Origin of the sequence: Rhodococcus sp. NPDC059968 (genome assembly GCF_042738615.1) — a bacterium.
Taxonomy (GTDB): Bacteria; Actinomycetota; Actinomycetes; order Mycobacteriales; family Mycobacteriaceae; genus Rhodococcus_F.
Window position 1 is genome coordinate 41,166 of the sequence record NZ_JBHWUE010000040.1, and the last position, 12,626, is coordinate 53,791.

At 67.7% G+C, this 12,626-nt stretch carries 12 protein-coding genes; 10 read left to right on the top strand and 2 right to left on the bottom strand.

The genetic code is table 11. The features are described from left to right. The first annotated feature begins 187 nt into the window (after positions 1-187). The 10 genes from ftsZ (at position 188) to ACFWAY_RS28075 (ending at position 10,811) form a co-directional block, all read left to right on the top strand. Positions 188-1,387 carry a cell division protein FtsZ gene (ftsZ, locus tag ACFWAY_RS28030; RefSeq protein ID WP_378512920.1) on the top strand — a complete coding sequence of 400 codons (1,200 nt, stop codon included), beginning with the start codon at positions 188-190 and terminating at the stop codon, positions 1,385-1,387. Next, the gene (pgeF, locus tag ACFWAY_RS28035; protein WP_378452556.1) at positions 1,384-2,127 is read left to right on the top strand and encodes a peptidoglycan editing factor PgeF; all 744 of its coding nucleotides are present in this window, start codon (positions 1,384-1,386) and stop codon (positions 2,125-2,127) included. Before ftsZ ends, pgeF begins: the two co-directional genes overlap by 4 nt. 47 nt (positions 2,128-2,174) lie before the next feature. Next, positions 2,175-2,900 (top strand): YggS family pyridoxal phosphate-dependent enzyme, encoded by a 726-nt coding sequence (locus ACFWAY_RS28040; protein ID WP_378452598.1) that lies wholly within the window; start codon positions 2,175-2,177, stop codon positions 2,898-2,900. A gap of 86 nt (positions 2,901-2,986) precedes the next feature. Next, positions 2,987-3,664 (top strand): cell division protein SepF, encoded by a 678-nt coding sequence (locus tag ACFWAY_RS28045; protein WP_005574458.1) that lies wholly within the window; start codon positions 2,987-2,989, stop codon positions 3,662-3,664. A 133-nt stretch (positions 3,665-3,797) separates the two neighbouring features. Then, a complete protein-coding gene (locus tag ACFWAY_RS28050; RefSeq protein WP_005247609.1) occupies positions 3,798-4,100 on the top strand; it encodes a YggT family protein in 303 nt (100 codons plus the stop codon). Positions 4,101-4,202: 102 nt separating this feature from the next. Further along, positions 4,203-5,048, top strand: a complete 846-nt coding sequence (locus ACFWAY_RS28055) for a DivIVA domain-containing protein (protein WP_378512921.1) — start codon at positions 4,203-4,205, stop codon at positions 5,046-5,048. A gap of 49 nt (positions 5,049-5,097) precedes the next feature. Then, a complete protein-coding gene (locus ACFWAY_RS28060; protein ID WP_378452554.1) occupies positions 5,098-5,349 on the top strand; it encodes a hypothetical protein in 252 nt (83 codons plus the stop codon). Between the two features lie 263 nt (positions 5,350-5,612). Further along, a complete protein-coding gene (gene ileS / locus ACFWAY_RS28065) occupies positions 5,613-8,777 on the top strand; it encodes an isoleucine--tRNA ligase (RefSeq protein WP_378452553.1) in 3,165 nt (1,054 codons plus the stop codon). 46 nt (positions 8,778-8,823) lie between these two features. Then, positions 8,824-10,158 (top strand): DNA polymerase IV, encoded by a 1,335-nt coding sequence (locus ACFWAY_RS28070; protein ID WP_378452597.1) that lies wholly within the window; start codon positions 8,824-8,826, stop codon positions 10,156-10,158. 152 nt (positions 10,159-10,310) lie between these two features. Next, positions 10,311-10,811: a hypothetical protein gene (locus ACFWAY_RS28075; RefSeq protein ID WP_073368297.1), complete on the top strand. Its 501-nt coding sequence runs from the start codon at positions 10,311-10,313 to the stop codon at positions 10,809-10,811. A gap of 102 nt (positions 10,812-10,913) precedes the next feature. Here ACFWAY_RS28075 and ACFWAY_RS28080 read toward each other — a convergent pair whose 3' ends face one another. Further along, positions 10,914-11,666, bottom strand: coding sequence for a sensor domain-containing protein (locus tag ACFWAY_RS28080; RefSeq protein WP_378512922.1), 753 nt, complete (start codon positions 11,664-11,666; stop codon positions 10,914-10,916). Continuing rightward, positions 11,666-12,619 carry a hypothetical protein gene (locus ACFWAY_RS28085; RefSeq protein ID WP_378512923.1) on the bottom strand — a complete coding sequence of 318 codons (954 nt, stop codon included), beginning with the start codon at positions 12,617-12,619 and terminating at the stop codon, positions 11,666-11,668. Before ACFWAY_RS28085 ends, ACFWAY_RS28080 begins: the two co-directional genes overlap by 1 nt. Positions 12,620-12,626: the final 7 nt, after the last annotated feature.

A 12,626-nucleotide genomic window follows, 5' to 3' on the forward strand; every position in this document is an offset into this window, starting at 1 on the left:
GGGGGAGTTCGTCAAATAACTCGGCGCGTCTCGGCGCGCCTAATGGCGTATCCCTATGCCGGTGCATAGCGTTTCGCTCTAGTCGAGCAGCACTTGACATAACCGTAACCCTATGGTTGAGGTTGAGGGTTCAGGCTGGACTGATCTGTACGAAAGCGTGATACACACTCATGGAAGGCGAGAGCCGATGACGCCCCCGCACAACTACCTCGCCGTAATAAAGGTCGTCGGCATCGGCGGCGGCGGCGTGAACGCAGTCAACCGGATGATCGAGCAGGGACTCAAGGGAGTCGAGTTCATTGCCGTCAACACCGACGCGCAAGCGCTGCTGATGAGTGACGCCGACGTCAAGCTCGACGTCGGCCGGGAACTCACCCGCGGGCTCGGAGCCGGCGCGGATCCCGAAGTCGGCCGGAAGGCCGCAGAAGACCACAAGGACGAGATCGAGGAAGTCCTCAAGGGCGCCGACATGGTGTTCGTGACCGCAGGCGAGGGCGGCGGCACGGGTACCGGTGGAGCACCGGTCGTGGCGAGTATCGCGCGCAAGCTCGGAGCACTCACCGTAGGTGTCGTCACCCGCCCCTTCTCCTTCGAGGGCAAGCGCCGCGGCGGCCAGGCCGACACCGGCATCCAGTCGCTGCGCGAATCGTGCGACACCCTCATCGTGATTCCGAACGACCGCCTCCTGCAGCTCGGCGACGCCGCCGTCAGCCTCATGGACGCGTTCCGCAGCGCCGACGAGGTCCTGCTCAACGGTGTCCAGGGCATCACCGACCTCATCACCACCCCTGGTCTGATCAACGTCGACTTCGCCGACGTCAAGGGCGTCATGTCCGGCGCGGGTAGCGCACTGATGGGCATCGGATCCTCGCGCGGCGAGGGCCGGGCCATCAAGGCCGCGGAATCGGCGATCAACTCTCCGCTGCTCGAGGCGTCGATGGAGGGTGCGCGCGGCGTGCTGCTCTCGATCGCCGGTGGCAGCGACCTCGGCCTGTTCGAGATCAACGAGGCTGCGTCGCTGGTGCAGGAAGCCGCCCACATCGACGCCAACATCATCTTCGGCACCGTCATCGACGATTCGCTCGGCGACGAGGTGCGGGTCACCGTCATCGCCGCCGGATTCGACGGCGGCACCCCCGCCCGCCGACCGGTCGAGTCGGGTGCTGCCGGTCGCAGCGCCATCGGAGCCGGGCGGGCAGGCGAGGTCGGACATTCGGCCGAGCAGCAGCACAGCGAGCCGATGTCGGTGACCCGCGAGACGATCAGCTCCCACCAGAGTCCGGGCAGTCTGCCGCCGCTCCCGGGAAACGGTCAGTCCCGCGCGGTGCCGGTGTCCGACGAGGAGGGTGACGACGAAGTCGACGTGCCCTCCTTCATGCGTCGTTGAGTTCGCCGTCCACCCCCGTTTTCAGGGTTCGCCGGGTCGTCACCACCCGTGTGGGAGGACACTCCGTCGCGCCGTACGACACGTTCAACCTCGGTGATCACGTCGGCGACGATCCGGCCGCGGTGGAGGCGAACCGGCGTCGACTGGCAGACAACATCGGCGTGGCCTTCGACCACCTGGTCTGGATGGAGCAGATCCACAGTCGCAACGTGACCGTGGTCGACGGGCCCACCGACGTGCCGGTGCCCGCCACGGACGCGCTGGTGACGACGGTTCCCGGGCTCGCGCTCGCGACCCTCAGCGCCGACTGCGTCCCGGTGCTGCTGTCCGACGACGAGGCCGGGGTGATCGCCGCCGTCCACGCCGGCCGGATCGGCGCCCGCATCGGCATCGTTCCGCGGGTACTCGACGTCATGGTCGAGCAGGGGGCGCGGGTCGACCGGATCGGCGCGTTCCTGGGTCCGGCGGCGAGTGGCCGACAGTACGAGGTCCCCGCGGCGATGCAGGCGGACGTCGAGAAGTTCCTTCCCGGCAGCGCCACCCGCACCGTCAAGGGGACCCCCGGCCTCGACCTGCGGGCAGGCCTGCGGAAGCAACTGCTCGCCGCGGGTGTCGCGGGAGTGGCGGAGGATCCGCGCTGCACCATCGAGGACCAGGCACTGTTCAGTCATCGCCGGCAAGCCCCGACCGGTCGGCTCGCGGCGGTGATCTGGATGGATACTGGGCAAGACAGCGTGTGACGACGACCGCCGACGGCGGCGAGGAATTCGGTGTGGGAGTGGGAACGATGAGCAGGGTCGGCGAGATCGAGGCTGCGCTCGGCGCCGTGCACGCACGGCTCGACGCGGCGTGCCGGGACGCCGGTCGCGACCCCGCGGAAGTGACGCTGCTGCCCGTCACCAAGTTCTTCCCCGAATCCGACGCGCGGATCCTGTACGACCTCGGGTGCCGCGAATTCGGGGAGTCGCGGGAGCAGGAGGCCACGGCCAAGATCACGGAGTTCCGTACCGCGGTGACGGACCCGTCGGTGCGGTGGCACATGATCGGACACCTCCAGCGCAACAAGGCGAAGGCAGTCGCGCACTGGGCGTACGCCATCCACTCGGTGGACAGCGAACGACTCGTCGGCGCCCTCGGCCGCGCGGCGACCGCGGCTCTCGAGGCGGGGGAGCGGCCCGAGCCGCTGCGGGTGCTGCTGCAGGTCAGTCTGGACGGGGATCCGCAGCGTGGCGGTGCAGCGATCGCCGACCTCGAACATCTTGCCGCGCAGGTGCAGTCGTCGCCGGGACTCGAGTACCGCGGGCTGATGGCGGTTCCGCCGATCGATGCCGATCCGGACGCGGCGTTCGAGGAACTGGAGAAGATACACGCGCGGCTGAGACGTGACCATCCGGATGCGACGGAACTCTCAGCGGGCATGACGAATGATCTCGAGCACGCTGTCCGACACGGGTCGACGTGCGTGCGTGTCGGAACCGCGCTGTTGGGTTCGAGGCCTATAACCTCGAAATAGATCGCCCAGGTGATCGCCAGCCCGTCCACACCGCTGCGACCGGTCGCAGTTGGATCCCTGTCCGCCGCGCCAAGGAAGGTCGATCAATGAGCAGTCTGCACAAGTTCAAGGCTTACTTCGGCATGGTTCCCCTCGACGACTACGAGGACGAGTACCTGGACGAGCCGGAACCTGCGCGCAGGCCTGCTCGACCGGCGCGCGACAGTGGACGTGATCCGTACCTCGACCGCGACGACCGTGACTTCGCCGAGCCGGCCTTCAGCAAGGCGGCCTACGCTCCCGGCCGCCGGGACGACCTCGACGACGACTTCGACCGGTACGACGGCCCGAGGCACTCGTCCCGGGTCGAACCCGTGGCCGTCCGGTCGGCCCGTCCCAGCGCGAGCGGTGCTGTGCGCGGCAGCACCCGCGGCGCGCTGGCCGTCGACACGCGGTCGGAGCGGGTGGAGAGCCGTCGTGGACCCCTGTTCGACGAAGGCGGCCCGCTGTCCAAGATCACCACGCTGCGCCCCCGCGACTACGGGGAGGCCCGGACCATCGGCGAGCGGTTCCGTGACGGCACGCCCGTCATCATGGACCTCGTCGAGATGAGCAACGCCGACGCCAAGCGTCTCGTCGATTTCGCCGCCGGGCTGGCATTCGCGCTGCGCGGGTCCTTCGACAAGGTGGCCACGAAGGTGTTCTTGCTCTCACCCGCAGACATCGACGTGTCCGCCGAGGAGCGTCGCCGCATCGCGGAAACCGGCTTCTACAGCCAGAAGTAAACCGCGGAGCGGGGAAAACGACCATCGGGATCCGAACGTCCGAAACGACGCGGGCCGCGGCGGCTGTGGCGGAGAAAGCCCTGGCCACGCGGCTCGTTTTGATCGGCCGGACATTCTCAGGCAGAGTGAAGGTGTGGCCTTGTTCTCGGTGATCTACTTGATACTGTTTGTCTTTTGGCTGCTACTCATCGGCAGAATCATTGTCGAGTTCGTACGGACCTTCGCACGAGACTGGCGGCCAACCGGCGTCGTGGTCGTCATTCTCGAAGCGATTTTTACGGTCACCGATCCACCGGTCAAACTGCTACGGCGGTTGATCCCCCCGATCAATCTCGGTGGGGTGCGGTTGGATCTATCCATCATGGTCTTGCTGTTCATCGTCTTCATCCTGATGTCGATCGTTCAGGGACAAGCGCGTGCTACGGGTCTGGTGTGACAGAATGGACCCCATTGATCCAGTCTTGTTTCACCGTTACGTAGACTGCGCTGTAACTGAATGCTTGCTAGACCGCCAAATGACGCGTGAAGGGATCCTTCCATGCCGCTGACTCCCGCTGATGTGCACAATGTCGCGTTCAGCAAGCCACCGATCGGTAAGCGGGGCTACAACGAAGACGAAGTCGATGCGTTTCTCGACCTCGTCGAGCAAGAGTTGTCGCGCCTGATCGAGGAGAACGCCGACCTTCGGCAGCGAGTAGGGGAGCTCGACAAGGAGCTCGCCGATGCGAAGAAGGCTCCACGCTCCGCGTCCGCAGCACAGACTCCCGCTCCCAAGGCGGAGCCGGCTCGCGTCGTCGAGCAGCCCAAGGCTCCCGCGCCCGCACCGGCGCCTGCCGCTGCGGCTGCGGCCGCTCCCACACAGGGCGCGGACGCTCACATGCAGGCGGCCAAGGTTCTGGGTCTCGCCCAGGAGATGGCGGACCGCCTCACGAGCGACGCGAAGACCGAGTCCGAGCAGTTGCTCGGCAACGCGCGCACCAACTCGGAGCAGCTGGTCAGCGATGCACGGACCCGTTCCGAGACGATGGTCGCGGACGCCCGCCAGAAGTCGGAAGCACTGATCACCGACGCTCAGACCCGTTCCGAGACCCAGCTGCGCCAGGCCAAGGAGAAGGCCGACGCGCTGCAGGCGGACGCGGAGAAGAAGCACACCGAGATCATGGCGACGATCAACCAGCAGCGTTCCGTGCTGGAGGGTCGTATCGAGCAGCTCAAGACATTCGAGCGCGAATACCGTGTGCGCCTGAAGTCGTACCTGGAGTCGCAGCTCGAGGAACTGGAGCAGCGGGGATCCGCGGTTCCGGTGGACGGCGGTCAGGATTCGTTCGCGCAGGGTGGATCGCAGTCCAATTACAGCCAGTCCTACGCCAAGGGCAATAGCTGACTGAGCGCGCGGTAGTTGCCCAGCCAGCGGCCCGGATAGAGGTTGAGCCGTGCTGGTCGTGACACTCGCTCTTGCAGCGGTAGGGTTCGCTCTCCTGGTGGTGGCTCTCATGACCGGTTCGGTCGTGTGGGCCTGGGGATGCATCGTAGTGTGCGTCGCCGGAGCGGTCCTGCTGCTCGTCAGCGCCCTCGCGGGCAAGAAGGCGGCGGCCGTGCCGGGGCAACCCGCGAGTGGTGTCCCCGGTGAACGCGGTCCTGCACGGGACGCGGACACGACGCCCGGATCCGACGAGGCCGACTGAGCTGCCGCACGCCGGTGGCGACTAGACTGCATTCAGCGAACAATTCAGTGACCGAGTTTTTTGCGGCGTAGATCCGGCCATCACCGGGGAGCCTTCGGAAGAACGGCCGGTACGCCGGCTCAGTAGAACCGAACGGGTGGGCCCGTCACAGCCCGGCACCGAGTGGCGCCCTCCGGGGTGCAAGCGGGGTGGTACCGCGGTGGTGACGCAGGAGGCGTCTCCGTCGTCCCCGTGCCGAGTACGTCAGGCACGAGGAGATCGCGGTGACCGACACCAGCAGCGTGACCAGCAGCAACGAGTCCTACCCCAAGGTCGACTACGGCGTCGCACAGGATGCCGGCGTCCGGTTCCCCGAGATCGAGCAGCGAGTGCTGGCCGGCTGGGACGAGGACGACACCTTCCGGGCATCGGTAGCCCAGCGTGACGACGCCCCCGAATTCGTGTTCTACGACGGGCCACCGTTCGCGAACGGGCTTCCGCATTACGGGCACCTCCTGACGGGGTACGTCAAGGACCTGATCCCGCGGTTCCAGACCATGCGCGGCAACAAGGTCGACCGCCGGTTCGGCTGGGACACTCACGGACTGCCCGCCGAACTCGAGGCGGAGAAGCAGCTCGGCATCAAGACCGGCGACATCAGCGAGATGGGCATCGCACGGTTCAACGACTACTGCCGTCAGTCGGTGCTGCGCTACACCGAGGAATGGCGCGACTACGTCACCCGGCAGGCCCGGTGGGTCGACTTCGACAACGACTACAAGACCCTGGATCTCGACTTCATGGAGTCGGTCATGTGGGCGTTCAAACAGTTGTGGGACAAGGGCCTGATCTACCAGGGCTTCCGCGTGCTGCCGTACAGCTGGTACGAGCAGACGCCCCTGTCGAATCAGGAGTCCAAGCTCGACGACGCGTACAAGATGCGCCAGGATCCCGCCGTCACCGTCGACATGCCGCTGCACGGTGAGGGACCTCTCGACGGCGCCAACGCGATCATCTGGACCACCACGCCGTGGACGCTGCCGTCCAACCTCGCCGTCGCCGTGCACCCGGACATCGACTACGTCCAGGTGACGGGCGCCGACGGGAAGCGTTACGTGCTCGCCAAGGATCGGCTGGGGCATTACGCCCGCGAGCTCGGGGACTCGCCCGAGGTGCTGTCCGAGCACAAGGGTGCGGACCTCGTCGGCCTCCGCTACGATCCGCCGTTCGACTTCTTCGTCGGTCACGAGAACGCGCACCGCGTCATCGCCGCCGACTACGTCACCACCGAATCCGGTACCGGAATCGTCCACCTCGCACCGGCTTTCGGTGAAGAGGACATGGAGTACTGCACGGCGAACGGGATCGAGATCGTGCAGCCGCTCGACCCGGGCGGCAAGTTCACCGCACTGGTGCCGCCCTACGAGGGTCTCCAGGTGTTCGACGCGAACCCGGTCATCATCAAGGACCTCAAGGCTGCTGGAAAGTTGCTGCGGCACGAGACGATCGAGCACTCGTACCCGCACAGCTGGCGTAGCGGTAAGCCGCTGATCTACATGGCGGTCCCGTCGTGGTTCGTCGCGGTGACCGAATTCCGCGACCGCATGGTGGAGCTGAACAAGGGCATCACGTGGGTGCCCGAGCACATCCGCGATGGCCAGTTCGGCAAGTGGCTCGAAGGTGCCCGCGACTGGAACATCAGCCGCAACCGGTACTGGGGCAGCCCGATTCCGGTGTGGGTGTCCGACGACCCGGCTTACCCGCGTACGGACGTGTACGGCTCGCTGGACGAGCTCGAACGCGACTTCGGCGTGCGACCGACCGATCTGCACCGCCCTATGATCGACGACCTGGTGCGCCCGAACCCGGACGACCCGACCGGAAAGTCGACGATGCGGCGCGTGCCCGAGGTGCTCGACTGCTGGTTCGAGTCGGGGTCGATGCCGTTTGCTCAGGTGCACTATCCGTTCGAGAATCAGGACTGGTTCGAGACGCACTTCCCGGGCGATTTCATCGTCGAGTACAACGGGCAGACCCGTGGCTGGTTCTACAACCTGCACGTGCTCGCGACTGCGCTGTTCGACAGGCCGGCGTTCAAGACGGTGGCGGCGCACGGCATCGTGCTGGGTGACGACGGACTGAAGATGAGTAAGTCCAAGGGCAACTACCCGGATGTGAACGAGGTGTTCGACCGTGACGGTTCGGACGCGATGCGGTGGTTCCTCATGTCCTCGCCCATCCTGCGTGGCGGCAATCTGGTCGTCACCGAGCAGGGCATCCGCGACGGCGTACGGCAGGCGATTCTGCCGCTGTGGAATGCGTGGAGCTTCCTGCAGCTGTACGCGCCGACGTCCGGTGAGTGGCGCACGGATTCGACGAACGTCCTGGACCGGTACATCCTCGCGAAGCTGGCCGGCACCCGGGACGTCATCACCGAGGCGCTCGAGACGAACGACATCGCCGGGGCGTGCGACGAACTGCGCACGTTCTGCGACGCGCTGACGAACTGGTATGTGCGGCGGTCGCGTTCGCGCTTCTGGGACGAGGACAAGGAGGCCGTCGACACCCTCCATACGGTGCTCGAGGTGGTCACCCGGCTCGCCGCTCCGTTGCTGCCCCTGATCAGTGAGGTGATCTGGCGGGGGCTCACCGGCGGACGGTCCGTGCATCTCGCGGACTGGCCGGCGGGAGCGGAACCTGCGGAGCGACCCGGAAGCACCGAAGATTCGCTGCCGGCGGATCCGGAGTTGGTGTCGGCGATGGACGAGGTGCGGTCGGTGTGCTCGACGGTGCTGGGACTGCGCAAGGCGCAGAACCTCCGGGTGCGGCTGCCGCTGCCCGAGGTGACTGTCGCCTCCGACGACGCGGAGCGCCTGCGCCCGTACCTCGGCCTCATCGCCGACGAGGTCAACGTCAAGAAGGTCGACCTCACCACCGACGTGGACGCGCACGGCCGGTTCGAGCTCGTCGTCAACGCGCGCGCCGCGGGGCCGCGCCTGGGCAAGGACGTGCAGACCGTCATCAAGGCCGTGAAGGCCGGTGACTGGTCGGAGAACTCGGACGGCGTCGTCGTCGCGGCGGGGATCGAGTTGCTGCCGGAGGAGTACACGCAGCGGCTGGTCGCCGCCGAACCGGAGTCGACGGCTGCCCTGCCCGACGGTGCCGGTCTGGTCGTCCTGGACTCGGTGGTCACCGAGGAACTGGAAGCCGAGGGCTGGGCGAAGGACCGGATCCGCGAGTTGCAGGACGCGCGCCGCGCCGCCGGGCTCGAGGTGTCCGACCGGATCACCGTCGTCCTCGACGTGCCCGCGGAACGGCGGGACTGGGCGCTCGCGCACCGCGAGCTGATCGCCGGCGAGATCCTCGCCGTCGAACTGGAACTTGCCGAGGCGCCGGGCGACGCCGTCGAACTCGGTGAGGGTGTGCGGGCGGCGATCGCCAAGGCGTGACCTGTCGGACCGGGCGGGTATTTTGCACCAGGTGAGTCGTCGGTGGGTGCTGCACCTCGACATGGACGCGTTCTTCGCGTCGGTCGAGCAGCTCACCCGGCCGACGCTCCGCGGCCGCCCGGTTCTCGTCGGAGGTCTCGGCGGCCGCGGTGTCGTCGCCGGGGCCAGCTACGAGGCGCGGGTGTTCGGCGCGCGTTCTGCCATGCCGATGCATCAGGCCCGCAGACTCGTCGGTCCGGGCGCGGTGGTGCTGCCGCCGCGGGGCCGCCTCTACGGCATGTTGAGCAAGTCCGTGTTCGACGCCCTCCGCGGTCCGATGCCGGTGCTCGAGCAACTGTCGATGGACGAGGCGTTCGGCGAACCAACCGAGCTGGCCGGGGCGGATGCGGGCACGGTGAAACGCTATTGCGAGGGACTGCGCGCTCTGGTGTTCGAGGAGACGGGACTCGTTGCGTCCATCGGCGCCGGGTCGGGCAAGCAGGTGGCCAAGATCGCGTCCGGTCTGGCCAAACCCGACGGGATCACGGTGATTCCCCCCGACGAGCAGCATGCGGTGCTGGACGAGCTCCCGGTGCGGAAGCTGTGGGGCATCGGCCCGGTCGCGGAGGAGAAGCTGAAGCGGCTCGGCATCGAGACCATCGGCGGTTTCGCGCGGACCCCGGAATCGGAGGTGGCGTCGATTCTGGGCACCACGGTCGGACCGGGCCTGCACCGGTTGGCGCAGGGCATCGACAATCGGCCCGTCGCCGAACGCGCCGAGTCCAAACAGGTCAGCGCGGAGACGACGTTCGCCACCGACATCGTCACGATGGCGGAGTTGCGGGGTGCCGTCGAGTCGAGCGCGGCGTCCGCGTTCGTGCGCCTGCAGAAGGACGGCCGGGCGGCGCGGACGGTGGTGCTGAAGCTGAAGAAGGCGGACATGAGCATCGTGACGCGCTCGGTCACGCTGCCCTACGCGACGCTCGACCGTCAGATCCTCGTCGCGGCGGCGCAGCGCCAGGTGATCGATCCGCTCGAACTCGGGCCGGTGCGTCTGGTCGGGGTCGGATTCGCCGGACTGTCGACGGTCCGCCAGGGCTCGCTGTTCCCCGAACTGGACCTGGACGTCCCGGGCTATCAGGAGTCGAAGATCACGGAGGCGGGCGCCGACGACGGCCTCTCCGCGCCCGTTCCCGCACCCGCCCGGGCGATCGACACGCGGTGGCATCCCGGTCTCGACGTGACGCACCCGGACTTCGGCCACGGCTGGGTGCAGGGGGCCGGCCACGGTGTCGTGACCGTCCGATTCGAAACGCGCACAACGGGTCCGGGGAAGGCGCGGACCTTCAAGGACGACGACGTACAACTCGAACGGGCCGATGTGGAAGGCTCTCTCGAGTGACCGGACCTCCCGCCCGGACGAAGGAGTGGAGACCGGCTCCACGAGAAGGTAGCCTCGGGCGCTGATGCTTACCCTTGGGTAATGTTGGCCCGGGTAGCGATAGATGCTCAGATCGTCCGAGAACGAACACCGAGAATGAAGAGGTTATTGAGTTGAAGCTTCGTAAGATCACGGTTGCCGGAGTAGCAATCGCCGCAGCCCTCACGATGTCTGCGTGTGGCTCGGACGAGAGCGACACGGCGACCAAGACCACGACGACGACTTCCGCAGCTGCCGAGACCTCGGAAGCCATCGAGGTGCCCACCGCGGCCGATCTCAACGCGCTTCTGGTGCAGGGCCTCGATCCGGCCACGCCGCTCGAGGTCAAGTCCGCGATGGTCGAGGGCTCGGAGCAGGATCCGCAGCTCATCAACCAGGTCGCCGCCGCCGCAAAGGCCAACAACGCCGAGGTCACCGTTCTCGACCCGGTCATCGACAACGGTGACGGCACCGCCAGCGGCCAGCTGCAGCTGACCGTCAACGGCCAGGTCCAGCAGGGTGGCGTTCCGGCCATCTTCGTTCCCGGCGAGAACGGAACATGGAAGCTGTCGAAGATCACCGCATGCCAGATCGTGTCGCTCGCGCAGCTGACCTCGCCTGCATGCCCTGCCTGATTCCGGGCCGAACCGCGCGGTCCTGACGGATCGCCGCGTTCTCGCACCGATGCCGGTGTCCCCTCGGGGACACCGGCATCGGTCGTTCGTGGCCTGGTCGGTTCAGCCGGCGGGTGCGGGCGCGAGCTTCGTCACGGCGGTGCTCGTCAGGTCGTCGAAGACGCCGGCGTCGATCGGATCCTGGCCCGTCGCGACCAGTTGGGTGACGGTGCTCCCGACGACGACGACCACCACGTCCGAGACGAGACTCACGCCCTCGCTGGTGGTGACGAGCCGGAACGCCACGGACGCATCACCCGCGGGTTGCTGCTCGCGGCCGCCGACCCGGTACTGCACCTGCACGCCGTCGGCGTCCGTGCCGGTGTACTCGGTGCATCCCGTCAGCCGGTCCTGCACCGCCGCGAAGGCCTGGGACGCGTCGGCGCCGGTGCCGTAGCTCGCCGCGTCCTGGTCGATGGTCGCGAAGTCCGGGCCGGTGAACCAGCCGGACGCCGACGCCACCGCGCCCGCTCGCTGGTCCGTGACGGGCGACAGTACGGCGCCGCATTCCGCGGGATTCGTGCTCGACTTGTCGGAGTCCGCCGACTCCGACGCGGGAGGCAGCCCGAGATCGTCCTCGGGATCGGGCACGGGGGTGAATCCGACGGGAAGGTCGCCGACGTCGAGGAGAGCCGCCTTCAGCGCGGCCTGATCGGCGAACGGTGTGCCCGCCGACCCCGGCGCTGCGGTCACCACCGGTCCGAGCGGCGCGAGTGAGGCGGTGGCGTCGGCGTCGCCGGACGCGTTCGACGAGCACGCCGACAACGCGAGCACGGCGAACACGGAGCAGGAGGCGGCGACGGGTCCGCGGCGCATCAGGAACCCCACCGGACCGAGTTCGACGTGGTCTGGTGCAGGCGGGTGGCGCCCTCGGGGTCGCTGTATTCCTGGTCACCGCCCACGGTCACCGTCCCGGTCACCGGCAGCGGCAGGCCGAGGTCGACGGTCATGGTGCCCGAGCCCTGCATCACGTATGGGTCGACGTTCAGCGTGCCTGCCTCCCCGGGCAGCTCCCAGACGGGGGACTTCGGCTTCTGGTCGATCGTGTAGTCGACGGTGAGGCGGTTGCCGTCCCGGGCGGTCAGGGTGGCCACCGTGGTCTGGTCGAGGGCGATGCCGCTCATCACCTGCTGGCGGATCGTCCACTGGGCGCCCACACCGACGGGTTCCGCCGGAAACGGGACCGTGCGGTACACGGCCTGGTAGAACGCCTGCTCGATGGCGGAGCGGGCGATGTCCTGGGCCTCGGCGTCCGGTCGCAGTCGCAGCGCGGTGATCGCACCGGTCGGGTCGACCGTGAAGCCGGCGCCCGAACCGGCACTGGCTTCGAGCGCGCTGCCGAGGCGGTCGTCGGGGCTGGTGACGTCACCGAGAGTGAGGTCGACGGTGGTGCCGCCGTCTGTGTCGTCGGTGGCCTGCCCGACGGCGGCGGTGAGGGGGAGTGTGATCTCGGGTGAGGAGAAGTCCTGGGCGGGCTGGTCGTCGATCTGCTGGAACACCTGCGCGTCGGTGGTCAGCTGCACCTGCTGCGTGACCCCCACCGGCGGTCTGCGCTGGATCATGTCGCGCGGCTCCTCGCCGGGCTGGATCAGTTCGACGGTGGTGGCGGAGATCGGGACGGTCACTTCGGCGGGAGTGGACGTGGACCCTGCGGGGTTCGACTCCGAGGAGTCGCCGTCACCTCCGCACCCGGCGGTCAGAGCGACCAGGGAGAGGGTTGCGGCGAGTAGGCAGAATCCGGGTCGCAGAGCTTTCGAGAACAGTGGCACGCCCCCA

What these genes read in the sequence shown, in the direction of transcription:
- ACFWAY_RS28055 (WP_378512921.1), top strand. Translation starts at nt 4,203, where the DNA reads ATGCCGCTGACTCCCGCTGATGTGCACAATGTCGCGTTCAGCAAGCCA.
- ACFWAY_RS28045 (WP_005574458.1), top strand. Translation starts at nt 2,987, where the DNA reads ATGAGCAGTCTGCACAAGTTCAAGGCTTACTTCGGCATGGTTCCCCTC.
- ACFWAY_RS28040 (WP_378452598.1), top strand. Translation starts at nt 2,175, where the DNA reads ATGAGCAGGGTCGGCGAGATCGAGGCTGCGCTCGGCGCCGTGCACGCA.
- ftsZ (WP_378512920.1), top strand. Translation starts at nt 188, where the DNA reads ATGACGCCCCCGCACAACTACCTCGCCGTAATAAAGGTCGTCGGCATC.
- ACFWAY_RS28080 (WP_378512922.1), bottom strand. Translation starts at nt 11,666, where the DNA reads ATGCGCCGCGGACCCGTCGCCGCCTCCTGCTCCGTGTTCGCCGTGCTC.